The sequence below is a fragment of the Leptospira stimsonii genome (genome assembly GCF_003545885.1).
Classification (GTDB): domain Bacteria; phylum Spirochaetota; class Leptospiria; order Leptospirales; family Leptospiraceae; genus Leptospira; species Leptospira stimsonii.
This window is the reverse complement of the sequence record NZ_QHCT01000002.1, coordinates 39,739-62,931: the sequence shown is the minus strand read 5'-3', so window position 1 is coordinate 62,931 and position 23,193 is coordinate 39,739. Positions and strand designations below refer to the sequence as shown.

26 protein-coding genes are annotated in these 23,193 nt (G+C 44.1%); 25 read left to right on the top strand and 1 reads right to left on the bottom strand.

Translation table 11 applies throughout. The features are described from left to right. Positions 1-2 precede the first annotated feature (2 nt). The 20 genes from hprK to DLM75_RS08345 all read left to right on the top strand — a co-directional run bounded on the left by hprK (position 3) and on the right by DLM75_RS08345 (position 15,606). On the top strand, positions 3-968 hold the full coding sequence (gene hprK, locus DLM75_RS08440) for an HPr(Ser) kinase/phosphatase (protein ID WP_118968098.1): 966 nt from the start codon (positions 3-5) through the stop codon (positions 966-968). Then, positions 940-1,203: an HPr family phosphocarrier protein gene (locus DLM75_RS08435; RefSeq protein WP_118968097.1), complete on the top strand. Its 264-nt coding sequence runs from the start codon at positions 940-942 to the stop codon at positions 1,201-1,203. Before hprK ends, DLM75_RS08435 begins: the two co-directional genes overlap by 29 nt. 18 nt (positions 1,204-1,221) lie before the next feature. Continuing rightward, positions 1,222-3,012 carry an LIC_11548 family sensor histidine kinase gene (locus DLM75_RS08430; protein ID WP_118968096.1) on the top strand — a complete coding sequence of 597 codons (1,791 nt, stop codon included), beginning with the start codon at positions 1,222-1,224 and terminating at the stop codon, positions 3,010-3,012. Between the two features lie 6 nt (positions 3,013-3,018). Beyond that, positions 3,019-4,365 carry a sigma-54-dependent transcriptional regulator gene (locus DLM75_RS08425; protein ID WP_118968095.1) on the top strand — a complete coding sequence of 449 codons (1,347 nt, stop codon included), beginning with the start codon at positions 3,019-3,021 and terminating at the stop codon, positions 4,363-4,365. Further along, positions 4,358-5,200, top strand: coding sequence for a hypothetical protein (locus DLM75_RS08420; protein WP_118968094.1), 843 nt, complete (start codon positions 4,358-4,360; stop codon positions 5,198-5,200). Before DLM75_RS08425 ends, DLM75_RS08420 begins: the two co-directional genes overlap by 8 nt. After that, complete coding sequence (priA, locus tag DLM75_RS08415) at positions 5,197-7,140, top strand: replication restart helicase PriA (protein WP_118968093.1); 1,944 nt, start codon at positions 5,197-5,199, stop codon at positions 7,138-7,140. The genes DLM75_RS08420 and priA overlap by 4 nt, the downstream gene beginning before the upstream one ends. A 1-nt stretch (position 7,141) precedes the next feature. Continuing rightward, on the top strand, positions 7,142-8,089 hold the full coding sequence (gene fmt / locus DLM75_RS08410) for a methionyl-tRNA formyltransferase (protein WP_118968092.1): 948 nt from the start codon (positions 7,142-7,144) through the stop codon (positions 8,087-8,089). Next, complete coding sequence (locus DLM75_RS08405; RefSeq protein WP_069607357.1) at positions 8,086-9,081, top strand: PASTA domain-containing protein; 996 nt, start codon at positions 8,086-8,088, stop codon at positions 9,079-9,081. The genes fmt and DLM75_RS08405 overlap by 4 nt, the downstream gene beginning before the upstream one ends. After that, positions 9,078-9,725, top strand: coding sequence for a ribulose-phosphate 3-epimerase (gene rpe / locus DLM75_RS08400; protein ID WP_118968091.1), 648 nt, complete (start codon positions 9,078-9,080; stop codon positions 9,723-9,725). The genes DLM75_RS08405 and rpe overlap by 4 nt, the downstream gene beginning before the upstream one ends. A gap of 122 nt (positions 9,726-9,847) precedes the next feature. Then, positions 9,848-10,114 carry a 30S ribosomal protein S16 gene (rpsP, locus tag DLM75_RS08395; RefSeq protein WP_118968090.1) on the top strand — a complete coding sequence of 89 codons (267 nt, stop codon included), beginning with the start codon at positions 9,848-9,850 and terminating at the stop codon, positions 10,112-10,114. After that, positions 10,114-10,344 carry a KH domain-containing protein gene (locus DLM75_RS08390; protein ID WP_000391865.1) on the top strand — a complete coding sequence of 77 codons (231 nt, stop codon included), beginning with the start codon at positions 10,114-10,116 and terminating at the stop codon, positions 10,342-10,344. Before rpsP ends, DLM75_RS08390 begins: the two co-directional genes overlap by 1 nt. Continuing rightward, the gene (rimM, locus tag DLM75_RS08385; RefSeq protein WP_118968089.1) at positions 10,337-10,867 is read left to right on the top strand and encodes a ribosome maturation factor RimM; all 531 of its coding nucleotides are present in this window, start codon (positions 10,337-10,339) and stop codon (positions 10,865-10,867) included. Before DLM75_RS08390 ends, rimM begins: the two co-directional genes overlap by 8 nt. Then, positions 10,857-11,525: a tRNA (guanosine(37)-N1)-methyltransferase TrmD gene (trmD, locus tag DLM75_RS08380; protein ID WP_069607361.1), complete on the top strand. Its 669-nt coding sequence runs from the start codon at positions 10,857-10,859 to the stop codon at positions 11,523-11,525. The genes rimM and trmD overlap by 11 nt, the downstream gene beginning before the upstream one ends. Beyond that, positions 11,522-11,953, top strand: coding sequence for a 50S ribosomal protein L19 (gene rplS / locus DLM75_RS08375; protein WP_118968088.1), 432 nt, complete (start codon positions 11,522-11,524; stop codon positions 11,951-11,953). Before trmD ends, rplS begins: the two co-directional genes overlap by 4 nt. A gap of 6 nt (positions 11,954-11,959) precedes the next feature. After that, positions 11,960-12,631 (top strand): ribonuclease HII, encoded by a 672-nt coding sequence (rnhB, locus tag DLM75_RS08370; RefSeq protein ID WP_118968087.1) that lies wholly within the window; start codon positions 11,960-11,962, stop codon positions 12,629-12,631. A gap of 116 nt (positions 12,632-12,747) precedes the next feature. Continuing rightward, positions 12,748-13,497 (top strand): hypothetical protein, encoded by a 750-nt coding sequence (locus DLM75_RS08365; protein WP_118968086.1) that lies wholly within the window; start codon positions 12,748-12,750, stop codon positions 13,495-13,497. Continuing rightward, positions 13,498-13,761 (top strand): EscU/YscU/HrcU family type III secretion system export apparatus switch protein, encoded by a 264-nt coding sequence (locus DLM75_RS08360; RefSeq protein ID WP_118968085.1) that lies wholly within the window; start codon positions 13,498-13,500, stop codon positions 13,759-13,761. It begins immediately after the preceding gene. Position 13,762: 1 nt separating this feature from the next. Further along, complete coding sequence (locus tag DLM75_RS08355) at positions 13,763-14,953, top strand: cyclic di-GMP phosphodiesterase (protein WP_118968084.1); 1,191 nt, start codon at positions 13,763-13,765, stop codon at positions 14,951-14,953. Between the two features lie 8 nt (positions 14,954-14,961). After that, the gene (locus tag DLM75_RS08350; RefSeq protein WP_118968083.1) at positions 14,962-15,312 is read left to right on the top strand and encodes a YraN family protein; all 351 of its coding nucleotides are present in this window, start codon (positions 14,962-14,964) and stop codon (positions 15,310-15,312) included. A 96-nt stretch (positions 15,313-15,408) separates the two neighbouring features. Beyond that, entirely contained in the window at positions 15,409-15,606 is a 198-nt protein-coding gene (locus DLM75_RS08345) for a hypothetical protein (protein WP_100787307.1), read from the top strand. Positions 15,607-15,625: 19 nt separating this feature from the next. Here DLM75_RS08345 and DLM75_RS08340 read toward each other — a convergent pair whose 3' ends face one another. Continuing rightward, complete coding sequence (locus DLM75_RS08340) at positions 15,626-17,155, bottom strand: YifB family Mg chelatase-like AAA ATPase (RefSeq protein WP_118968560.1); 1,530 nt, start codon at positions 17,153-17,155, stop codon at positions 15,626-15,628. A gap of 245 nt (positions 17,156-17,400) precedes the next feature. On the opposite strand from DLM75_RS08340, the gene DLM75_RS08335 reads away from it, so the two are divergent. From DLM75_RS08335 to gspE, 5 genes are all read left to right on the top strand, one after another. Next, positions 17,401-17,775: a type II secretion system-associated lipoprotein gene (locus DLM75_RS08335; protein ID WP_118968082.1), complete on the top strand. Its 375-nt coding sequence runs from the start codon at positions 17,401-17,403 to the stop codon at positions 17,773-17,775. Further along, entirely contained in the window at positions 17,744-18,757 is a 1,014-nt protein-coding gene (locus tag DLM75_RS08330; RefSeq protein WP_118968081.1) for a M23 family metallopeptidase, read from the top strand. The genes DLM75_RS08335 and DLM75_RS08330 overlap by 32 nt, the downstream gene beginning before the upstream one ends. Positions 18,758-18,818: 61 nt before the next feature. Next, positions 18,819-19,721: a general secretion pathway protein GspC gene (locus DLM75_RS08325; protein WP_118968080.1), complete on the top strand. Its 903-nt coding sequence runs from the start codon at positions 18,819-18,821 to the stop codon at positions 19,719-19,721. 5 nt (positions 19,722-19,726) lie between these two features. Next, positions 19,727-21,514: a type II secretion system secretin GspD gene (gene gspD / locus DLM75_RS08320; protein ID WP_118968079.1), complete on the top strand. Its 1,788-nt coding sequence runs from the start codon at positions 19,727-19,729 to the stop codon at positions 21,512-21,514. 1 nt (position 21,515) lies between these two features. Beyond that, positions 21,516-23,189 carry a type II secretion system ATPase GspE gene (gene gspE / locus DLM75_RS08315; RefSeq protein ID WP_118968078.1) on the top strand — a complete coding sequence of 558 codons (1,674 nt, stop codon included), beginning with the start codon at positions 21,516-21,518 and terminating at the stop codon, positions 23,187-23,189. Positions 23,190-23,193: the final 4 nt, after the last annotated feature.

Below are 23,193 nucleotides of genomic sequence, written 5' to 3'. Positions count from 1 at the left end.
CTATGTCCATGCCGGGAATCAACGTTTCCAACATTCTCAACGAACACGAAGAATTAGGGCTTCGTCTTTTGGCGGGAGAAAAGGGTCTTACCAATCGGATCAATATGTCCGAGATCAATCGCCCCGGTCTTTCCCTCACGGGATTTTACGAAAGTTTCGCGCACGACCGAATTCAAATTTTCGGAAAAGGGGAATGGGCTTACATTACTTCGCGTTCTCCGGAAGATTTAAAACAAATCGCCGCCGATTTTTTTAGCTTTCATCTCAATTGTATCATCTTCACTCATGGGAATCCGCCTCCGCCGATCTTTCAGGAAAATTGCGAACGTCTCGGAATTCCTTTGATGATCTCGGACGTTTCCACTCACAAATTCATCACTCTTATCTCCGGAATCTTGGATCGAAGTCTCGCACCGAGAACGATGAGGCACGGGGTGTTGATTGAAGTTTTCGGAATCGGAATTCTTCTTTCCGGAAAAAGCGGAGTTGGGAAAAGCGAGACCGCGCTCGAACTCATCGAAAGGGGACATCGTCTTGTCGCGGACGATATGGTGGAAATCCGAAGACTTTCGGAAAGTTATCTGATAGGAACCTGTTCCGATCTCTTGCGTCATCACATGGAAATCCGTGGATTAGGAATTTTGAATATTAAGGATATCTTTGGTATCGGTTCCGTTCGGGACCATAAACTGATCGAACTCATCATTCATCTGGAAGAATGGGCCGAAGACAAGGATTTCGACAGAACGGGTTTGGAAAATCCCACGGAAGAATTGTTAGGAGTGCAGATCCCTCTGATTCGAGTTCCGGTTCGTCCAGGAAGAAACATCCCCATCATTGTGGAAACAGCGGCGATGAACCAACGCCTGCGGAAATTGGGCAAAAACGCCGCGCAAGAATTCAATCAAAAGTTAAGTCAGTATTTACAGCAGGGTAAAGTTGAAAGAAATCCTCCTAAAAATCAATGAGAACGGCACCGGTATGCACGCGAGACCGGCATCCGTATTCGTAAACTGTGCTTCCAAATTTCCGTGCGAAATCACCGTGGTCAAAGACGACGTGGAAGTAAACGGCAAAAGTATCATGGGGTTGATGATGTTGGCACTCGCACCCGGAAACGAATTTACAATTCAGGTACGAGGCGATAAGGAAGACGAAGCCTTGGAGGCTTTGACAAATCTCGTAAAGAACGATTTTGTCTGATATCCTCTCTTTTTCGCGATGAATGACGAAACCAGATATTATCTAAGAGACTTACTCATCTTAGGTCTGATCATTCTTCTTTCCGTAATTCTTGCGGAAGCCATTCAATTTTCAGGGAGGAACATTCAGACCGACGATATCGGATTCTTAGATCGAATCGTAGTCTATATCTTCTTTTTTATTCCTTTATTCTCTCTTTCCCTTCTAATCTCGTATTTCTATAGAAACAAAAGGAACTTAGAAACCGGAAGACTCAAAAGTTCGATTCGTTATCGATTGACTCTTTCTTTTATTTTCGTAGCCTTACTTCCTTCCGTTCCGATTCTTTTTCTTTCCTCCAATATCACCGGAAAAATTTACGAACGATTCTATGGAATCGACATCGAAGAAGCCCTTTCTTCGGGTGAATCCCTGATTCGCAACGAAGAAGAACCGAAAAAAAAAGTCCTCATAGAAAAGACGAGGTTGTTGGAGAGTTTTTTAAGAATCCATCCGCTGAACCTTGAAACTCTGGTCGCTGGCGCTTCCCAACTCAATCTCATTCAGAGCGACGAGTTTTACGTTGGAATTTATGATAACGAAAAATCTATATTAGAAAATCGTGGTTTAAAATACAAACCGTACGAAAAGGATTTTAAGGCCTTTTCTAAAACGTCGGTTTGGACGGAGTTTACGAGTTATCGACCGGATTATTGTATGTTTTTTCTCCGTGTTCCGTTTCCGATCGGAAGGCGGATTTTGCAGACCGGTATTCGGATTCACAAAGGAGAAGAAAAAATCGTATATTCTCTCATTTCGACCCGTAGAAATTACGATTCCGCGGATTTGGCGAAAGAAAAACTTCCGTATCGAATTCGTTTAACATTTAGTATCATCACAGTTTCCATCTTTTTACTCGCGATCTACTTTTCTCTTCTATTCGCAAGAAGAATCTCAAGGCCCATCATCGAACTCGCAAACGCCACGCAAAAAATTTCAATGGGGGATACGGACATCAGTTTGGAAATCCGCGAAACCGGAGAAATCGGTGCGTTGATTGATTCATTCAATCAGATGGTTCAGGATCTCAAATCCAAAAACGCGGAGCTGATGCAGAGCCAAAGAATCGCGGCTTGGAAAGAAGTTGCACAAAGAATGGCGCACGAGATCAAAAATCCTCTGACTCCGATCCAACTTTCCGCTGAAAGAATTCGTAGAAAGATGAAGTCCGAAAATTGGGAGCAATTTCACGAAGTTGTGGAAAGCGGAACCGACACGATCATAAAACAGGTTCGAGTTTTAGAACACCTCGTAAATGAGTTCTCCGATTTTGCTCGAATGCCCGCGCCAAAACTCATCAATCAAAACTTAGAACCGATCATCGTGGAAGCCGTTAAACTTTTCGAACATACACCGCAGATCAAAATTGAAACAAGAATCGCAAAGTCCTTTCCTCAGCTTTTTTTAGATCAGAAGATCATGCTTCGAGTATTGACGAACCTGATTAAAAATTCGATCGAGGCCATCGAAAGAAAACGAGAAAAGGAAGAACGTCCCGATTACGTGGGTTCGATTTTGATCGGCGTTTCGATTAGCAGAAAGATTATGCGAAGAGTTGCGATCATCTCGATCGAAGACAACGGAATCGGAATCTCACCCGAACTAAAACAGAAAGTATTCGAACCGTATTATTCCACGAAAAACAACAACACATCGGGAATCGGCCTTGCAATCGTACAGAAAAGTGTGATTGACCACAACGGCCATATCTCGATAGATTCTTCCAATATGGGCGGTTGTCGTTTCCAAATCGAGCTACCGGTTTCTTAAAACGTAATGAAAATTTTTATCGCAGACGACGAACCTGAAATCAGAAAATCTCTGAAAGAAATTTTAGAAGACGAGGGTTTTGAAGTCGAGACCTTTTCGACCGGAAAGGCCCTCCTCAAACAACTCAAAGGAGAAAGACCGTCCCTCATTCTTCTCGATGTCTGGCTCGGAAAAGAGGATGGAATCGTTGTCTTAGACGAATGTAAAAAACTCTATCCGACTCTTCCGATCTTAATGATCTCCGGACATGGAACGATTGAAATCGCAGTCGCGGCCACAAAAAAAGGCGCGGTCGACTTTTTGGAAAAACCTCTTTCCATCGAAAAAGTGCTCCAGGCGATCGAGAACGTCATTCAACCAGAAGAAAAAAATCAGAACGCGGAAATTAAATTAGAATATGATGAAATACTGGGAAACTCTCCCGCGATCCAAAAAGTAAAATTTGCGATCGCGCAAGCCGCCTCGACAAACGCAAGAGTGTTTATCTACGGGGAGAATGGAACCGGTAAAGAACTCGTCGCCAAAACGATTTTCAAGAATTCGAAACGGAAAGATCAACCCTTTGTCGAAATGAACTGCGCGGCCATCCCGGAAGAATTGATCGAATCTGAACTTTTCGGTTTTACCAAAGGTGCTTTCACCGGAGCTACCGATTCCAGAATCGGAAAATTCGAGGCCGCGAACGGAGGAACCTTATTTTTAGACGAAATCTGCGACATGTCGCTTTCGACTCAGGCGAAAGTATTACGAATCTTGCAAGAACAACGTTTCGAAAAATTAGGAAGCACTGAAACGATCACCGTCGACGTTCGAATCATCGCCGCGACCAACATTCCGGTCGAAGAAGCGATCCGAGACGGAAAATTTCGAGAAGACCTTTACTATCGTTTGAATGTGATTCCGATCACGATTCCTCCTTTGAGGGAAAGAACCTCCGATATCCCCTTACTCGTGGATTATTATATCGCTAAAACCTTGGAAGAAAACAATCTGCCACCGAAAAAAATCGAATCCGAAGCGGTCTCGATTCTTCAAAACCATTTTTGGCCCGGAAACATAAGAGAACTCAAAAACATCATGGAACGACTTTGTATTATGACCGTGGGTTCTACGATCACTGCAAACGACGCAAGAGACGCGCTCAAAGGTTTCAAAACGGCGAACGAAATGGTGGAACTCGGAGATTTCAGAAAGGCAAAAGAAGAATTCGAAAGACAGTATATTATAAAAACATTACAGACCAACGAAGGAAACGTTACAAGAACGTCCAGAGTTCTCGGAATCGAACGTTCCCATTTATACAGAAAGATGAAGTCGCTTAACATTTCTTCGGATCAATATACCGATGGATAAACAAATTCTTACAAGCTTAGGAAGAATTTTGGGCGACTTACGTTTTTTAATCCAAAAAAAACAAATCCCGATTCTACAATTTGCCGGAGAAAAACCTCCCGAAACCACAGAACTCGTCTGGAAAGAAGACTGGAATCCGGGAGAAAAACAGCACGACCTTCAACTCGAAGCCGAAGGAATCCAAGTTCGGCGACCCGCTCGGGCCGCGGAAAGAAATTTCACGTGCAGACTTTGTTCGGATCGAATCAGTGCCATTCGAAACTTTCTCGTAAAGGGAAGAAAACCTGTATTAGTACTTCATTATACGGGAGAAATCGCTCCGGGAAGGCCTTCCTTTTCCAAAACTTCCCCCGATCAGATCTTTAGAACCAAGGACGCGGAAGAACTTTTCGGAAGAATGATCCAAAAACAATTCGGCTTTAGTCATCAGGAATTCTACTATCAAGAATATCCGGCTTGTATCTTTGCCCATTCCAAATCCAACGCGGAAGACTGGAAGCTCAGAACTGAAAAGTGCGAAACCCAAGTTAAGGAAACGATCGAATCCGAAAAGATCAGAGGAATCATCCTCTTGGGAACGAGTGCGATCGCCGTCTACGGAAAGGAAAAAGCCCTGGAGATGATGGGAAGAACGTTAGACTTCCTTCCCGGAATTCCGATGGTAGTTTTACGTTCTCCGGAAGCGATCTCCGCGATCGAAACGAAACGGAAAAACTTTTCAGGTTCGAAAGAATCCTTCGAATTCGAAACGATCAAAAAAGAAGAGATCTCCATCAAAGAAAGTATTCTTTCCCAACTCGCGCTCTTTCAAACCAAACTCAAGGACGTACTTTGATCTATTACGCCGAGGTCGCGTTTGATCTTCCGATCGAGGAAGATACGTTTACATACGAGGTTCCTCCCGGTACAAAAGTTGGGGTTCGTGTTCACGCAAAACTTCGCAATCGGGAAGAAGAGGGCATCATCGTTTCCGTTCACCAAAACGAACCGAACTACAAGGTTCTGTCCGTGGAAAAGATCATCGATAAAACTCCGATTCTTCTACAAGAACAGATCGACTTGGCGTATTGGATGAAGGATCAATACATCGCTTCCTTGGGAGAATGTATCTACAAGATGATTCCCGCCGGAAGAAGACAGGTCAAACTCGAAGCCTTTCCCTCGGACGCGGAAGGGAAACCCGTAAAACTCAATCAAGAACAGGATGTCGCTTATCAAAATATAGTTTCGACTTTCGGTCAAACGGCGGTTCATCTTTTATTCGGAATCACTGGTTCCGGAAAAACGGAAGTCTACATCCATCTTATCCAAAAGATTTTGGAAAGTTCGGATCGATCCGTGATTCTTCTCGTTCCCGAAATCAGTTTGACCTTTCATATCATTCGAAAACTGGAACTCATCTTTCCGGGGCAACTCGCGGTATTACATTCCGCCCTGAAGGTTTCCGAAAAATTCAAGGCTTACAACGAACTTCTCACGGGCAAAAAAAGAATCGCGGTGGGCACAAGGAGCGCGGTGTTCGCACCCGTTTCGAACGTGGGCCTGATCATCATAGACGAGGATCATGATTCTTCCTTTAAAGAACATTCGAGTCCGAGATACCACGCAAGACAAGTCGCGATGCAGAGATGTAAGACAAACAACGCGGTTCTCGTGATAGGAACGGCGACTCCTTCTTTAGAAATCTATCACTTAGCGAAAGAAGGAAAAATTCATCTTCATACCCTCACCAAACGGCCCGAAGGCGTTGTGCCTCCGACGGTTCGTATCGTGGAGAATCAAAAAGAATCCAACGTTCTCAGTTCGGAACTTTCCTTTGCGATCAAACAACGTTTGGATAAAAAAGAGCAGGTGATTCTTCTTTTGAATCGGAGAGGTTACAGCCCTCTGATCTATTCTCCTGCGACTTCTTCCTACGTTCCTTGTCCGAATTGTACGACCAATCTTTGTTATCACAAAAAAGGGACCGCGATCTGTCACCTCTGCGGCCACACAGAAACGTTAGACTCGCTTGAAAAACGAATGGGCGAAACCCTAACGCTCAAAGGAACCGGAACCCAAAAGCTGGAGGAAAATCTTCTCGAAGCGTTTCCACAAACCCGCGTCGAACGTCTCGATCAGGATTCGATCCAGGATCGAAGTTTGTTAAACGAAGTCATCTCCCGTCTTTTAGGAGGTCAGATCGATATTCTTACCGGAACCCAGATGATCGCAAAAGGTCTGGATGCCTCCCAAGTAACGTTAGTCGGTGTTTTAAACGCGGGAATCGGACTCGGTCTTCCGGATTTTAGAGCCAACGAAAGGGTTTTTTCTCTTTTGACCCAGGTTGCGGGAAGAGCGGGGCGTTCGACACTCAAAGGCGAGGTTCTGATCGAAACCAACGCACCGGACCACCCTGTCATTCAGATGGCGATGACCCAAGACTATATTCAATTTTATGAATGGGAACTTCCCGTTCGAAAGGAATTATTCTATCCTCCTTTCTCCCGTTTGATCCGAATTGTATCCAGATCCAAAGACGAAGCAATTTCTCTGGAAACGATCGAACTCGTCTTTAACGCCCTTAAAAAATTCTTTCCTTCGAAAGATACGGTTCTGCTCGGCCCGGCGCCTTGCCCTTTTTATAGAATCGATTCCAACTTTCGAAACCATATCATTCTCAAGACGTCATCGATTCAACATTGGAGAGAGATCATCAAAAAAGAAGTTCGTCCTTTGAAACTTTCTAAAAAAGTTTATCTTGAAATCGACTTTGATCCTTTAGATTTGGTGTAATATGAAAATCGGATACTTTGGAACCCCGGAACATTCCGCAGAGCTCTTAAAAGCGTTGATCGACTCGAAGATCGTCGAAGTTCTTTTTGTGGTCACCAATCCGGACCGTGCCAAGGGAAGAAGCAGAACTCCCGAGCACGGGCCCGTAAAAAAGATAGCTCTCGAACACGGACTTCCCGTGTTTCAATATGAATCTATCAAAAAAGAAAAGGAACAAGCTCTTCAAGACTTCGGTTCCTTTCCCGCGGATCTCTATATCATCTTCGCTTTCGGTTCGATTCTTCCGTCCGAGGTTTTTAGAAATCCTCCACTGAGTTCGATCAACTTACACGGCTCCCTTCTTCCGGATCTACGCGGCGCATCTCCCGTACAAACCGCGCTCTGGAAAGGTTATACAAAATCCGGAATCACGATCCAATACATCACCGAAAAGATGGACGAGGGAGACGTTGTCGCTTATCAAGAAGTGGAAATCACTCCGGAAGACAACACCGGAACCCTGATGGATAAGATTACGAAAGCGGGAATCACAACCATTCTTCGTTTACTTCGGGAATTCGACGGCAAACCATTCGCGGCGACTCCGCAAGATTCTTCCAAAGCAACCTATTGCGGAAAGATCAAAGCGGAAGATAGAATTCTCGATTGGTCACTGAATGCGAACGATCTTCACAATCGAATTCGCGCTCTCTTTCCGGACGCCGTGGCGACGACTCAGTTCCGAGAGAAACGTCTCAATATACTAAAAACCAGGACTTCCGAACTCCCTGCGGAACTTCCGCCTGTGCCTGGTAAATTGAAACGATTGGACAAAAAAGGCCTTCTTACACAGTGTGGTGATGGTAGATTTTTGGAAATTCTGGAATTGCAACCGGAAAACAAGAACAGGATGTCCTCATCCGATTTTCTCAACGGTTTCAGAATCCAAGAAGGGGAAACATTCGGGTGAATCAGGAACAAATCAAAGAGAAATACCTTCCGATCGGGGGTTATATCTTATTCTTAGCGGCTGGTCTTTTATTATTCTTTAGCGCCGCATTCTTAGTCGTATTCGTTAGAACCAAAAGTACAGCGAAGGTAATCGTTCCCGATCTGGTCGGAAAGTCTTATCCCGAAGTTCACAACGAGCTCAATCGTCTTCAGCTGAAGGTGCGTCTGGAAAACAAACGGTATCCAGACAAAACGGACGGAATCATTCTCTATCAATCCATTCGTCCGGGAAGAGAAATCGAAGCCGGAAGTAAAATTGTTCTCGCGGTCAACACGGGAGTGGATCGACTTTTGGTTCCCGACGTCAGGGGACAGTCCATTGATTCCGCAAGAGCCAATCTTCAAAAAGTTCTCGCCGGAGAAACATATGTAGAATTACAAATCGGCGGGATCACTTATATCGAACCACAAGCCGACCAACTTCCAAACACGGTCATCGATCAAATCCCGGAACCAGGGAAGAATACAACTTCTCGAGAAAAAGTATTCCTACTCGTAACGAAGGCGCCTGCCAAAACAAAAGAAGAATTTGCACCGACTTCTTTTCAAGGTGCTTCCTTTCCTCTCGTTCAAAAAAGCTTAACTCGTTCCGGAATCAAAAGTAGGGTTGAAGAAATCATCAGCACGAGAGTTCGCACTGAAAACGGACTCATTCAATCCGCGAGAATGGAAGGAGATGAGATTCGTTTCAAAGTCTTCTACTTCGAACCCGAGCTCGCGGTCGAAAGCGGATACGAACTTTTCTCTTACGAGGTTGGAGACAACGGAGAATACAAGGCGGTCGTCAAACCGGAAAACCAAGACGTGGCCGATGTCCTCACACTTCCGGTGAGTCTCAAAGACGGAGAAAAGTTTCAGACCGTATTCTATAGAAAGGGAAGCGTAAAGTTAACACTTCTCGACGCAACGGATTCCAAAGTAAAATCCAAATCCTACGAGAGCGAACTTTGAAAATTTCCGCATCCATCTTAGCTACAAAACTCACTGAACTCGGAAAGACAGTGCCCGATTACGATCCTTCCGCCATCGACTTGATGCACATGGATGTCATGGACGGAAACTTTGTTCCTCAGATCAGCTTCGGAGAAGCGCTGAGCAAGGAAGTAAAAGCTCTCACTTCCATTCCATTGGACGTTCATCTTATGGTTTCCAAACCGGAAAACCATGTTTCCAAATACTACGAACTGAGTCCCTATTGTATTACGTTTCATATCGAAACCACCGATTTTCCGGTGCGTTTGGCTCAGGAAATCAAATCCCACGGAACCAAGGTCGGAGTTTCTCTGAATCCCGGAACAACCGTTTCTTCTTTGGAAAACGTTCTTCCTTATATCGATTTGATTCTTCTGATGACCGTGGAACCTGGATTTTACGGACAAAAGTTTATCGTAAACGGAATGGAAAAAATCCGCAAAGCGAAGGAACTCATCGGTTCCAGACCGATCGAGCTCGAAGTGGACGGCGGCGTAAACGATACCAATATCCAAGAACTCAAGAAGAATGGGGTGGACATCGTAGTAGTTGGGGCCGGACTTTATAAAACCGGAAACCCTGTGGAGAACGCAAAACATCTCAAATCCCTCGCAAAAACCTGAACCTGCATTTTTGTCGGATCATTTCTTGACAGAGGGACATATTGTCCAATATTGGTAAAAATCATGCATTCTTTTTCCGTACTATTCTTGTAAGGAAAAAATGATAAAAGGAAAACGATCCCTTGGTAAAGCTTAGATTACAAAGAACTGGAACCAAACACGACCCTCATTATAGAATTGTTGCCGCTGACAGCAGAGCGCCTAGAGACGGAAAATTCGTAGATATCGTTGGTCACTATCATCCAGCACAAATCAAAGAACAGACTACCTTCCATAAGGAAAAAATTCTTACTTGGCTGAAAAACGGAGCTCAACCTACAGGAACCGTTTTGAACCTGTTTAAGAGCGCCGGAATTTGGGCTGAATACAAAACAACCCTGAAGAAGTAATGGAAGAATTGCTGAAGTACATCGTTGCTTCTCTTGTTGAATTTCCCGAAGAAATCGTAATTCGGGAAATCGAAGGGGAAGAACAAAACATCATCGAACTTCGCGTTTCCCCAAAAGACGTGGGAAAAGTAATCGGTAAGAACGGTCGTATTGCAAAATCCCTGCGCGCGATTCTTACTGCGGCTTCCGTAAAAGCAGGAAAAAACTTCTCGCTCGAAATCATTGACTGAAGGCTGGATTTCACTCGGCCAACTTGGAAAACCCTTTGGAATCAAAGGGTTTCTTCGTTTTAATGTAAGAGAAACCGTTCTCACAGAATTCAAACTTCCCATTCAACTCAAACTTCGAAAACCGGATCCCAATTTTCCGGAGAAAGATATTACAATTCTCGAATTGCAAGCGCATACGGGAAAGTTTATCGTTCGTATCGAAGGAATCAACACACCGGAAGAAGCTGAACGACTTACGGGTGGAATCCTTCTTTTACCGGCTCATCTCCTTCCTAAAATCAAAAGCAAAGACGAATTCTATATCTCCGATTTGATCGGCCTTCACGCCGTGGACGAATCCGGAAAAAAATTGAATTGGGTCTTGAAAGAAGTTTTAGACAATCCGGCGCATCCGATTCTTTCTTTTACAAGGCCTGAGGACGAAGAAATTTTAATTCCTTTCATTCACGTCTACGTCGGGGAAGTGGATTTAGAAAAGAAAACCATCGTCCTCATTCAACCGGAGGTATGGAATGAAATTTAATTTCATCACTCTTTTTCCGGACAAGATTCGTTCTTACTTCTCAGAAGGACTTCAACAAAAAGCAATCGAAGCCGGAGTATTCTCCGTTAACCTTGTTCGTCTTCGAGACTTCGCTGGGAACAAACACAACCGCGTGGATGATACGATCTACGGCGGTGGCCCGGGAATGCTCCTTAGAGTCGAACCGATTCACAAGGCTCTGGAATCTCTCGGAGAAGACAAGGGAACGGTCATTCTTACTTCTCCTTCCGGAATTCCGTTTCATCAAGGCATTGCTACGAAGTTAAAAGAAGCTGGAAGACCTCTAACTTTTATTTCCGGATACTACGAAGGCGTGGATCATCGTGTGGCGGAACATCTAGTTGACATGGAAATGTCCCTTGGAAATTATGTATTATCTGCCGGGGATTTGGCCAGCATTTGTATAGCGGATGCGGTGTCCAGACTTCTGCCGGGTTTTTTAGGAGCAGGGGAAAGCCTGCTGGATGAGTCTCACAACCATCCCGATATTTTAGAATATCCGCAATTTACAAAACCCTCGGAATACAATGGATGGAAAGTTCCTGACGTCCTGCTCAGCGGCAACCACGCTTCTATTTTAGCGTGGAGGGAACAAAATAGAAAGAAGATCGACCCTGATCAAGAGAGGAAATTATGAATCAACTTTTAAGAGAAGTATTAACTCCAGACGCAGAAAGAAAACAAAACTTTGCGGTAGGCGATACTGTTAAAGTACATTATAAAATTGTTGAGTCTGGAAAAGAAAGAGTTCAGGTTTACGAAGGTGTGGTAATTTCCGTAGCAAACGAAGCAAACGGAAAAACTTTTACCGTTCGTAGAGTTTCTTACGATATCGGCGTGGAAAGAATCTTCCCTCTTTTTTCTCCAAGAATCGCAAAGATCGAACTGATCCGAAAAGGAAAAGTAAGAAGAGCGAAACTGTATTATCTCAGAAATCTTGCCGGAAAAGCGGCTCGTATCAAAGAACTCAAGGGTGGTAAAACTCTCGTGAGTGAAGATAGAAAGAGACAAATTCAAGAAGATTCGGTTGCGGCGGCAAAAACCGCGGCTCCAGCGGCAGAATAATCCGGTTTGCCGGAAACAAAACCAAAATTTGAACCGGAAGAACTCCGGTTCTATTCAGAGTCCATTCCCTGCGGAGTTGACGAAGCCGGAAGAGGTCCTTATGCGGGGCCTCTTTCTGTTGCACTTGTCTCTTTTTCCAGAAGCACGCTGGAACAAATCCTGGAAGGTAATATTCTCCAAGGCTTGACCGATTCCAAAAAACTTTCGGAGAAAAAACGAGAAGCCCTTTATCCTGAGATTCTCAAAAACGCACAAATAGCCTATCGAACTTTCTTAAGCCCTCACTACATCGATCAGGCTGGAATCAATCGAGCCGTCTTAGAGGGAATTCGAAAATGCGCAAAACTCGCGATTCGAATTTCCAATTCCACACTTCCGCTCCAACTTTTGATCGACGGAAACTACAACTTCAACCGATATCCGGAATGGAGTTTTTTAAAGAGCCGATCCGTTTTTTACACAAAGGGAGATCTCAGAATCGTCAGCATTGCCGCCGCCTCAATTCTTGCGAAAGTCGACCGGGATCGATATATGATCTCCATTTCCAAAAAATATCCTCGGTATCAATTTGAACAACACAAGGGATATGGAACAAAACTTCACGAAGAACTGATTGTTCGCCACGGTCTTTCCGATATTCATAGAAGAAGTTTCACCGGAAAATTCTTAGAATCTTGAAATTTCTTTTTTTGTTTGGAAATTAATTTCCTGAACGAAAAAGAATGCGGCGAAAACTTCGGACGAACCCGTATTATGATTAGATTCTTTCTCATTTCTGAAAGAGGTGGATTCTTATGAAACTTTCTGCGGATTTTTCGGCAGGAAATCTAAACCTCCTTTTCGGAAAGGAATCGGAGTTTGTCAAATCCGGATTGCAGAACGTATTCCTGGATCAAAAGGTCAAAGGATTGGTTTTGGAAAATTTTCCGGGCGGAGCCTGGATTTCTTTAGCGGGAAAACGAATCAGAACAAGTTCGGATACAACTCCCTTGTTTGTAGGAGAAATTCTCACGTTAGCAGTGAAGCCGAGTAAAAAAGGGATCGAACTCAAAATCGTGGAAAGAGAATGGTCCGGAAACGAAAACCCACTCTCCAAACTACAAGGAATCGGAATGAGCGTGCGAGACTTATCCGAAAAATTGACCGGACAAAATCCGTCCGATAACTCAGTGGAAACTTCACTCCTACGAGTTTTAAAAACATACTATCCATTTATAGAATGGGGTCCGGAATTGCCGCATTTTCGCTGGGACCTTCCTAATGGATATGCCGAAGGAACCTTGGATGGAAAACAGGAGACAAAAAAATTTCTCTTTCGCATTCAAACTGAAAAAACCGGAAAGACCCTAATCTTGTTCTTATGGAAAGAAAAATCGTCGGAAGACCTTCAAATCAACGCTACTTTTGATAATTTTAAAATGTACTTGCACGCTTGCCAAAACAAAGAAAAATTTAAGAGAATCCTGAATGAATCTTCTGTGAGCTTCCAAGGATACAATCTTGCTTATAAACCTTCGCTCACTCAGAAGGAATGGAATGCGTAAATGATCAGTGTGGCACTTAAATTCATACCCCAAAAGGACGATGCTCCCGTAATCACTGCGTCGGCATCCGGCCTTTTGGGAGATACCATTCATAAGATCGCAAAAAGAAACTTGGTTCCCGTCGTTGAAAATCCGATTCTCGCCGAAACCTTGTCCGAACTCCCGGTCGGTCAAGAAATCCCTGAAAATTTGTATAGAGCCGTCGGTGCGATCTTTTCGATGATCTTAGAATTGGATCTAAGTTCGGGAAAAAGGAAAATCTAATATGAAAAAGTTTGCCGTCTCTGAACTCAAACCGGGGATGAGGTTTTCAAAACCCGTCTACTTAGATAAAGAAAATCTTTTTATCACCTCCAATACTCCGGTCACCGATAGCGATCTTGATCGATTGAATAAGTTCGGAATTCAGGAAGTGATGACGGCGGGTGAATTATTGCAAATCGGCAATTCTACAAGTTCGGATCCGAGTCATTTGGAAACGAATATCGACGACATGATCGTCAATACGATTGTAGACGACGATCTCCAGCCTCTCAAAGCGATTTATGATAATCTCAACCGGATCAAAGTTACATTTAGTAACCTTTACAGAGAGACCACACAAATTCTGCAAGACGTCTTTAAAAAAACACTGGAGGAGAAACCGCTCGAGGTGACTCCCGTGAGAGAGATCGCGGAAAAGCTTACGGACTTCGTTCGCTCCAATCAGAACATTTCCTATCTCATTCTATCCAACAATCCGAGCGGATATTATCTTTATAATCAAATCGCGAACGCGACTTTCTATTCTCTCATCATGGGAAAGCTTTTGGAATATTCCAGACCGAAGATGATCGATCTCGGAATCTCCTGTTTACTCGCGGACATCGGAATGTGTAAGGTTCCCGCGACGGTTTCCGAAAAAAACGAACAACTCACGGACGAAGAATTCAAAACGATCATGAAACATACGATCTTGGGTTATCAGATTCTTTCCCAAAGAATGAAACTCAAAAATAATCTCGCGATCGTAGCTCTTCAACATCACGAACGATACGACGGAAACGGTTATCCTCAAAAATTATCTTCGAACGCAATCGAGGAACAGGCAAGAATCTATGCGATTGCGGATAACTTTTCAGCTTTGGTTACCAATCGCCCTCATCGTAAAAAAATTCTTCCACACGAAGCGATCAAATCGATGATCAGCATGGACGTCGGCAAATTCGATCTAAAACTAGTGCGCGCGCTTTTGAACCATCTTTCTCTATATCCGGTCGGTTCTTGTGTGGAGCTTTCCGATAAAAGAATCGGGGTGGTCTTGGGTCCAAATCCGGACAAACCGATTCGTCCCTGCATTCGTATTATAAAAGATGAATATGGTGAAATGGTCCGAAATTTGATTCTTGTGGATCTTCTTCGCGACACGAATCTTTTTATTTCACGACCCGTCGACCTTCAGGAAATTACCGGCTGATTTTTTTCTTGCTGGACTCCAGAAAACAAAAAGGAATCGAAGGGGAAAATCTTGCATGCGATTTCTTGGTATCGATCGGTCATAAAATTCTCAAACGAAATTTCCGGTTTTCCCGATTTGAAATCGACATAATCTCTTCAAAAGGAGAAGAACTTCATTTTGTGGAAGTCAAGAACTGGAAAGAATCCGGAACGTTTGATCCTCGTTTTTCTCTCAACCAAGCTAAACAATCCCGAATGAGAAAAGCCGCCGAGGCCTTTTTGGTCCAAGATCTTTCCTTTCAAAACCATTTTGTCTCATTCGACCTTGTCTTCATAAATTCAAAAAAGGGATGTGAATATTATCCTCAGCTCTTTTGAAATAGTGCATTAAGGTACTTCCAACAAGCACCGAATTCTTTAATTGTCTGCGGGTTCTCAAGGAAGAGAGCCTTAAATCGTTACAAGGAAGTAACTATGAAGAGCATCCCGATTTTAGGAAATCTGGCCGAATCAGATGATTTCGGACCGGATCCGGTCATTCTCCGTAAAAGGGGAATGCCGGTAAAAAAGCGAAAATTTGAAGATTACAAAAAGAAACTGGAGGACCCTAGCTATATCGATTTTGCAATCGATAAGATCGCAATGGAAATCTCCCATTTTCTTTCCAAATGAACTTCTCGCTTAACGGGAATTAAGCGATGGCCCTGTTTTCTCCGTAATTTCCGGCGTTCTGGAAATTCAGGGCCTCTAGAAGGTGCCTTTCCTCCACAGTCTTGTTTGCCTCCAAATCCGCAATTGTCCTCGCAACTTTTCGAATCTGATTGAACTTCCGTATGCTCAACCTACGAAGTCGCATCTGATTCTCCAGAATGTCCTCACAAGCCGAATTGAATTTTAGACGCTGATTCACCGATTCTCCGCGGAGTTGCCCGTTGAAATAGATTCCTGTATTTTGGTATCTTTGATTTTGAATCTTTGCGGCTTCTTCGATTCGATCCTTCACATCTTGCAAATCGACCTGAATTCTTTTTCTTTCCTTTTCTTTCGATGGGAAAATTTGAACTTCCAGATCCACCCGATCTCGAAACGGACCGGAATAGGGGGTTTGGTATTTTTTAATCTTTTGGGCACTACAACCACAAGATCCTTTCTCCACTCCGTAAAATCCGCAAGGACAAGGATTGGTGGCCGCCGCCAAAAGAAAATGAGCAGGATAAGTGACACTTCCAGTGATTCTCGAGACCGTGATTGATCCTTCCTCCATCGGTTCTCGAAGGGCCTGCAATACGCCTGATTTATATTCCGAGAGTTCGTCCAAAAAAAGAACTCCTCGATTGGCCAGCGTCACTTCTCCCATCCTCAAATCGCGGGAACCACCGACTAAGGCAATGTCCGAGGATGTATGATGTGGTGCTCGATACGGTCTCTCCACATACAGTTGTTTCAGGGGAGATTGAGCAGATCTGATTTTAAGAATGTCCAATGCCTCCGATTCTACCGGAGGGGGAAGAAGAAGTCCCAGCATCCTCGCTAACATACTTTTCCCCGTTCCTGGAGGTCCTGTAAGAAGAATGTGATGCCAACCCGCGGCGGCGATTTGAATCGCGCGAAAGGCTACCATCTGGTCCTTGTATAACTCAAAACTTTTTAGAATTTGTGGTACGTTTACTTGAATCGTGGACTTGATTTCCGGATTTCTCCGATTCTCCAAAACTTCTTCCAATTCTTTCAATTGGGAGATTCCAAAAACGTCAAACTTCTTCAAGAGCGCGGCCTCTTCTTTATTTTGAAACGGAAGAATCACCGTATCGTATTTATCCGAGGAGATTCCGGAAAGAATCGGAAGCACACCTTTCAAGGGTTTGAGAAATCCGTCCAGACCCAATTCTCCTAAGAGAATGGTTCTCTTTAATTTCCCGGATGGAAAGATCTGTCCGGTGAGTACAAGGATTCCGCAAGCGATGGATAGATCTAAAAGGGTTCCTTCTTTTTTTCTCCCCGCAGGAGCAAGATTCACGAGAATATTTTGGAAAGGACAGGAATAACCGCTGTTTTCCAGTGCGACCCGAACTCGTTCGGAGGATTCTCGAATTGACTGGGCCGCGAGTCCCGTAATCATAAAACGTGGAAGTCCTCGTTTCAAATTCATCTCCACAAAAACTGGAAACGCTTCCAGACCGTCTAAATTGGCTCCCGTTAAAGAAATCCAAGTGTTTTTCATTCTATCCCTCCGTAGAATACCGTTCCTGAGCTGAAAACGAAAGAGTAACTTTCCGATTTTTTTTTGAGAAAAAAGTGCATTCATCCGGACTTTCGAAATCAGCAAAGGGATCGATCTCGACTTAGGGAAAGTGTAGTAGGGAAATTAGATAGAATAGGGGATTCTTGGAAAAATTAAAGGGAATTGAGGAGGAATCTAAAAAAACTAGTTTCAAATACCTTCCCCCTCTGTAATTTTGCACTGAAATGTTTCGTATCACGGTTTTCCTGCTTCCAGGGATCATTTTTTTTCTAGCAGGCTGTGGAAACCGACTGATTCGAAAAGATGCAGTCGCTCAAATTAACGAGCACTACGCGGATAAGACTTACTACCTGATTCAAGACAAGAAGGTTTCCAATACGGAGACGTTTAAGAAAGGAATGCTCGTGAAGATCTACATCGAATCCACACCCTCGATGGTTAAGATCAAGTGTTATCCGGCGGATCACAAAAGAGAATACGCCATCGGAAGGATGATCATCTATCAATTGAACGATGAATACAGCGGAAAAAAGATTACGATAGAGGATCTGGATAAACTGATAGCTAATGAACTCGTGGAATACAAAAAGAAAAAATAGATCCTCCCGAAGAGGCGGTTCAAGATCGGCAACTCGGATGTCCGATACTAAAAAGGTGAACGGAAAGTTTTTTTTGATTCCCCTTATCTCCTCTTTGGTTCTGTCTTCTTCCCTGGGAGCGGATCCTCTGAAGAATTACGACGCGGAAATTTCCGAATACACCAATAAGGATTCTTCCTTTTTTACGGACAAAGAAGAACGTAAAATAAAACAATTATTCTCTCAATCGCCTGAAAACTGGCAAGAAGAGAAATACTCCCTCAATTATCATAAAGACAAATCGAATCTGGAACTTCCGAGTTTCATCAGCGTCAATCGAATCATCTCCTCCAAAATCGTTAGCCATAGCGGTGTAGTTTATAAGAATTACGTTGTAAAACCGAAGGACACTCTTTCCAAAATCGCAAGAATTATGAAAACCTCGGTGCAAAAGGTGAGTTCCGCAAACGGACTCAAGAAAAACTCAACTCTCCAAGTCGGACAAAATATTTCAATTCCCGTTCAAGTGCGTAATGCAAGTCGCGAGAAAGTCGAGTTCCGAAAGGTTTTTGTTTCCCCCGTGGTGAACGCGAAGATGACTTCCCGTTTTGGAAGAAGAAAGGATCCGTTTCATACTGGTTCCGGCGGTTATCATAGCGGCGTCGACTTCGGCGGAGCGCAAGGTTCTCCCATTTTGGCTTCTGCCGACGGGATCGTCTCCTTTACAGGCGTTAACGGTGGATATGGAAACACTGTCATCATCGATCACGAGAATGGCTACAAAACCATGTATGCGCATTGTGCAAAAATTACCATCGAGCAGGGAACGAGAGTGAGCGCAGGAACGGTCATAGGTGCCGTTGGCAGAACTGGATCGGCGACGGGTCCTCACTTGCATTTCGAAGTATTCTTAAATGGAAATCGGATCAATCCGGAAGTTGCCTTAAGAAAGACCTTGAAGATTGTGACTCCCTTAGACCCCGGTAAATTTGCCAGACTCTAAACATCCTTTCGAGACTGGGTGTTATTCAAATCTCTGAAAGAAATTTACTGATCGGATCCCTATGAACGCGATTTTTTTAGAACTCAGGAAGAACACATTCTATACCCTCATTCCTGTAATCCTGTTCTTTTCTTACTCGCTTTCGTATCTCTTGCGCGCGGTAATCCTCGCATTCTTAAATCCTAGCGTGCAAACCGCAAATACCAATCTCAATCCGACTCGAAAGGTCGGTCCTGAAACCAATCGAGCCCTTTCTTCCTATGAGGAAATGGTTCAGGGAAACCTCATTCGCGGTGTGATTCCAAGAGCGGGTGAAGTGGCTACGGAAGGAGAACTTTCTACCGCTCCTCCAGACACAGGCGAAGGCGAAGAAATGAGAATCACAGGAACCCTAAGCGGGCATTGGTCCTTTGCCCGAGTGACGATCGTCGAAAAGGGTAAGCCGGATGCGCAAGAATTCGCAACGGGAGAAACCGTAGCCGGTTATAAAATTCGTTCCATTGCTCTCAACTACGTCGTTTTAGAAAAAGGGGGAGTTTCTCTCAAAGTTGAAATCGGCCAAACTCCTGGTGAAGCAAGAGCAAAACTTGGCCAGGACACGGCGCCAAAAGGTGATCCCGGTCAAACCGCTTCCGGCGATACGGTAAGAAAGGTTCTTTCGAGACAAGACGTCAACCGCAAGCTCAAAGACCCGGCGGCCTTGTACAAGAACGCAAGATTTGGTCCCGCTCTGATCAACGGTAAAATCACCGGATACAAGATCTATAGCGTTGCCCCGGATCATATCTTTTATGCGCTCGGAGCAAGAAACGGGGACACGATCAAACGGGTGAACGGAATGCCTTTGACCGAAACCGAAAAAATGTTGGAAATCTGGGGATCCGTAAAAACTGCCGATAAGATAACGGTAGATGTGGAAAGAGGTAGCCAGATTCTCACCTACGAATTTATTATCAGAAACTAAAAAAAATGCCCGGAACAACCAATCAATTTCCAATCTTTAGAATCTTCTCCATTCTTATGCTCGTACTTTTGGTATGGGATCGCCCCGTATTCCCTCAGAATAAAAAGAAAGTTACCGTTAAGACAAAATCGGCGACTTCTCCCGAAGAACCGGCAGAAAGAACGTTCTACGCAAACTGGAGAGATACCGAGCTCAATGATTTCTTAAAAGGAATGAGCGCGATACTTAGAAAAAATATTCTTCTGGATGAGAGTTTAAAAGGCAAAAAAATCACGATCATTTCTCAAAAAGAAATTCCGATCAAAAACGCATTCGTTTTTATGAAATCGGTTTTGGAATCTCTCGGCTTTGGGGTCGTAGAAGAACCGGATCTGATCTCCATCGTCAAGATCAAAGATGCACTCGCAAGATCTCCCATCGTTCGTGTCGGGAAGGAACTGATCCCCGAAACGGAAGTCGGAGATTTTAGAAACATAACCCAAATCATTCCGGTGGAAAACGTGAAACCGGAAGAATTGGAGCCGATTCTCAAACGTCTGACATCTCCGAATACGGACGTGATCGTTTATAAGAATACGAATACGATCGTTCTTTCCGGTTCCGCCGCCGACATCAACAAGCTCTTGCTCTTAGTCAACGAACTCGACCAAAAACTGGAAGAGGCTACACCAGGCGCGGTTTCTTCCGCGGGCGACGTTCATATCTACACTTTGGAACACAGTGAAGCGGAAAAGATCGCGGCAACGTTAGTCAAGCTGGATAACCCTGTCGTTCAAACGGAAGAATTGACGCCTGAGAAAAAAGCCCAGGGTCAGGTTCCCGGAAAAGTGGATAAGATCAAGGCGGTCGGTCACAAAGAATCGAACTCCGTGATCGTCACCGCGACGAACTCGGAATGGACCGAGATTCGAAAGATCATCAAGGTTTTGGATTCGGCAAGAAAACAAGTTCTCTTAGAAGTGTTGATCGTAGAATTGACTTCCAGCGATCTCAACGACTTCGGTATCGATTGGAGATACAAGAGCGAAGCCTACGGACAATTCAACACCGGTCTTTCCAAAGAAGGAAATATCATCAACTCTAACGGTCAAGTGAACCCGAACATCAACACCTTGAGCGGTTTCTCCTTGGGATTCTTAAAAGCCGGTTCCGAGCAGATCATCGGTATCTTAAGCGCAAACCAAGGGAATGAAAACTTCAACGTCTTATCCGCTCCTCAAGTTTTGACCGTCGACAATCAAGAAGCGGAGATCAGCGTGGGACAAGACGTTCCCGTAAGAACACAAAGTAGAAACGCCGGAACCGGTGGGGCCAACGCGGTAACGGTGGACAACTACGAATACCGTCCGACCGGAATCAAACTCAAGTTTACTCCGCACGTAAACAAAAACAATAAGATCACTTTAGAACTCTTCCAAGAAATCAAGAACATCGCAGAAATTGCCCTCGCCGGCGGAAACCCGACCTTCAATCGCCGCGAGATCAAAACGTCAGTCACCATTGAGAATACACAATCCATAGTGATCGGCGGTTTGATTTCCACGGATAAACAAAAACGAATTATCAAAATTCCTCTACTTGGTGACATTCCGTACATGGGGCATTTGTTCAAAAGAACGACTGAAAAATTAAAAAAGACCAACCTGATGGTTTTTATCACACCTCATATTCTCGATAGCAGAGAGAACGCGGATAAGATGACGGTGAAGAAAAAGATGCAACAGGAAAGATACGAACTCGAAAGAGAAAGAATCCTCAACAAAGAAAAAGAAATCAAAGAAAGAGGGGACTAAGTTGAAAACTCTCGGAGATATCCTAATCGAAGAGGGGATCATATCCGAAAAAGATCTGGAAGATTCCCTGAAGGTTCAGAAAAAGAATAACCTTCCTCTCAGTCATATCATTCAAAAAAAAGGAATCGCCGGAGAATCCGATATTCTCCGCGCGCTTTCCAAACTCTATCAGCTCGAGTTTCGTGAAAAATTAGAATTCTCCGGAATGGAAGAGGTCTTTCAACAGATTCCTCTCAAACTCATTCAAAGAAGTAGAATCGTTCCTTTTCAACTCTCAAAAAAAACGATTCGAATTGCGGTCTCCGATCCTTCCGATCTCCATCCGATGGACGACGCTCGTAATTTTCTCAAAGGATACAACGTAGAATTCATTCTCGCTCCCGAACCGGAAATCATGCGGATCATCCATTCGCATTTCGATACAACTTCTTCCGCGGCCAAAGAAATGCTGAACGAGATGGAAGGAAGTTTTTCCGAACTCGCGGAAGCCTTTGAAAACGATTCTCTCGATTTAAGCGACGACGCGCCGATCATCAAGATGGTCAACGTCATTCTTTCCCAAGCAGTGAACGAAAGGGCTTCGGATATACACATAGAACCGTACGAAAAATCACTTGTGGTTCGTTATCGTGTGGATGGCATTTTGCATAACGTGCTCAGTCCTCCGAAATCCTATCATGCGGGAATTTCTTCCAGAATCAAGATCATGTCGAACTTGAATATCGCGGAAAACAGACTTCCTCAAGACGGTAGAATCAAACTTAGATTGACGGGAAAGGATATCGACATCCGCGTTTCTACGATTCCTTGTCAGTTCGGAGAAAGAATCGTGATGCGACTTTTGAACAAGACGGACCAAAAGTATTCTTTGGATACGATGGGTTTTTATCCGGAACTCGTAAAGACGATCCGATCCTTGATCATCGAGCCGCACGGAATCATACTTGTTACAGGTCCTACGGGTTCCGGTAAGTCTACGACTCTCTATTCAGCACTCAGTGAATTGAATACCGAAGAAAGAAACATCATCACCTGCGAAGACCCAGTGGAATATCAGTTCGAGGGAATTTCTCAAATGCAGATGCAGGAGAAAATCGGACTTACCTTCGCAACGGGACTTCGAGCCATTCTTCGTCAGGATCCGGACGTCATCATGGTGGGGGAGATTCGGGATGAAGAGACGGCAAGGATCGCGATCCAAGCCTCGCTCACGGGTCACTTGGTATTTTCCACACTCCACACAAACGACGCGGCGAGCGCGGCTACAAGGCTTGTGGATATGGGGATCGAACCGTATTTAATTACGTCCACCGTTCTCGGATTTATGGCGCAACGACTTGTGAGAGTGATCTGCGCCCATTGTAAAGAAACGTATAAACCGACCGCGTCCGAATTGGAGTCGATCGGAATCTCGAAAAAAGCTTTGAAAAACGGAACTCTCCACAGAGGAAAAGGTTGTTCTCATTGTATGGGCACCGGTTTCAAGGGAAGAACCGGGATCTACGAACTTTTATTAGTAGATTCTCATATTAAATCGGCTATTCTTCAAGGTAGCGACGCCGGAAAATTAAACGATATCGCAAGAGAACACAATTTCAAAACTTTAAAAGATTATGGAATTCGAAAGGTAATCGACGGCGTTACAACGATCGAAGAAGTGCTCAGAGTCACTTAAACAA

What these genes read in the sequence shown, in the direction of transcription:
- gspD (WP_118968079.1), top strand. Translation starts at nt 19,727, where the DNA reads ATGCCCGGAACAACCAATCAATTTCCAATCTTTAGAATCTTCTCCATT.
- DLM75_RS08360 (WP_118968085.1), top strand. Translation starts at nt 13,498, where the DNA reads ATGATCAGTGTGGCACTTAAATTCATACCCCAAAAGGACGATGCTCCC.
- rplS (WP_118968088.1), top strand. Translation starts at nt 11,522, where the DNA reads ATGAATCAACTTTTAAGAGAAGTATTAACTCCAGACGCAGAAAGAAAA.
- hprK (WP_118968098.1), top strand. Translation starts at nt 3, where the DNA reads ATGTCCATGCCGGGAATCAACGTTTCCAACATTCTCAACGAACACGAA.
- DLM75_RS08335 (WP_118968082.1), top strand. Translation starts at nt 17,401, where the DNA reads ATGTTTCGTATCACGGTTTTCCTGCTTCCAGGGATCATTTTTTTTCTA.
- DLM75_RS08355 (WP_118968084.1), top strand. Translation starts at nt 13,763, where the DNA reads ATGAAAAAGTTTGCCGTCTCTGAACTCAAACCGGGGATGAGGTTTTCA.
- DLM75_RS08345 (WP_100787307.1), top strand. Translation starts at nt 15,409, where the DNA reads ATGAAGAGCATCCCGATTTTAGGAAATCTGGCCGAATCAGATGATTTC.
- DLM75_RS08330 (WP_118968081.1), top strand. Translation starts at nt 17,744, where the DNA reads ATGAACTCGTGGAATACAAAAAGAAAAAATAGATCCTCCCGAAGAGGC.
- DLM75_RS08340 (WP_118968560.1), bottom strand. Translation starts at nt 17,155, where the DNA reads ATGAAAAACACTTGGATTTCTTTAACGGGAGCCAATTTAGACGGTCTG.
- DLM75_RS08425 (WP_118968095.1), top strand. Translation starts at nt 3,019, where the DNA reads ATGAAAATTTTTATCGCAGACGACGAACCTGAAATCAGAAAATCTCTG.
- DLM75_RS08365 (WP_118968086.1), top strand. Translation starts at nt 12,748, where the DNA reads ATGAAACTTTCTGCGGATTTTTCGGCAGGAAATCTAAACCTCCTTTTC.
- DLM75_RS08430 (WP_118968096.1), top strand. Translation starts at nt 1,222, where the DNA reads ATGAATGACGAAACCAGATATTATCTAAGAGACTTACTCATCTTAGGT.
- DLM75_RS08420 (WP_118968094.1), top strand. Translation starts at nt 4,358, where the DNA reads ATGGATAAACAAATTCTTACAAGCTTAGGAAGAATTTTGGGCGACTTA.
- DLM75_RS08325 (WP_118968080.1), top strand. Translation starts at nt 18,819, where the DNA reads ATGAACGCGATTTTTTTAGAACTCAGGAAGAACACATTCTATACCCTC.
- trmD (WP_069607361.1), top strand. Translation starts at nt 10,857, where the DNA reads ATGAAATTTAATTTCATCACTCTTTTTCCGGACAAGATTCGTTCTTAC.
- fmt (WP_118968092.1), top strand. Translation starts at nt 7,142, where the DNA reads ATGAAAATCGGATACTTTGGAACCCCGGAACATTCCGCAGAGCTCTTA.
- DLM75_RS08390 (WP_000391865.1), top strand. Translation starts at nt 10,114, where the DNA reads ATGGAAGAATTGCTGAAGTACATCGTTGCTTCTCTTGTTGAATTTCCC.